Origin of the sequence: Mesorhizobium sp. M7A.F.Ca.US.006.04.2.1 (genome assembly GCF_004022915.1) — a bacterium.
Taxonomy (GTDB): Bacteria; Pseudomonadota; Alphaproteobacteria; order Rhizobiales; family Rhizobiaceae; genus Mesorhizobium; species Mesorhizobium ciceri.
Genome location: NZ_RZQA01001676.1, coordinates 1 through 411 on the forward strand (window position 1 = coordinate 1; position 411 = coordinate 411).

Annotated in this window: 1 protein-coding gene; it reads right to left on the reverse strand. The window is 63.0% G+C overall.

Going from position 1 to position 411, the window contains the following annotated elements; all coding sequences use genetic code 11:
* A partial coding sequence (locus EN925_RS39355; RefSeq protein WP_128337520.1) for an AAA family ATPase occupies positions 1 to 411 on the reverse strand: 411 nt, incomplete at both ends.

Genomic DNA, 411 nt, shown 5'->3' on the forward strand with positions numbered 1-411 from the left:
GATCAGGATCACATTGCGGAAGTCGATCTGCTTGCCGTTGTGGTCGGTCAGCTTGCCATGGTCCATAACCTGCAACAGGATGTTGAACAGGTCCGGATGCGCCTTCTCGACCTCGTCCAGCAACAGCACGCAATGCGGATGCTGGTCGACGCCGTCCGTCAGAAGACCGCCCTGGTCGAAGCCGACATAGCCGGGAGGAGCACCGATCAGCCGCGACACGGTGTGGCGCTCCATATATTCCGACATGTCGAAGCGGATCAGCTCCACGCCGAGCGACGCTGCCAACTGCTTGGCCACTTCGGTCTTGCCGACGCCGGTCGGGCCGGAGAACAGGTAGGAGCCGATCGGCTTCTCCGGTTCGCGCAGGCCGGCACGCGCCAGCTTGATCGCCGAGGTCAGTGCGGTGATCGC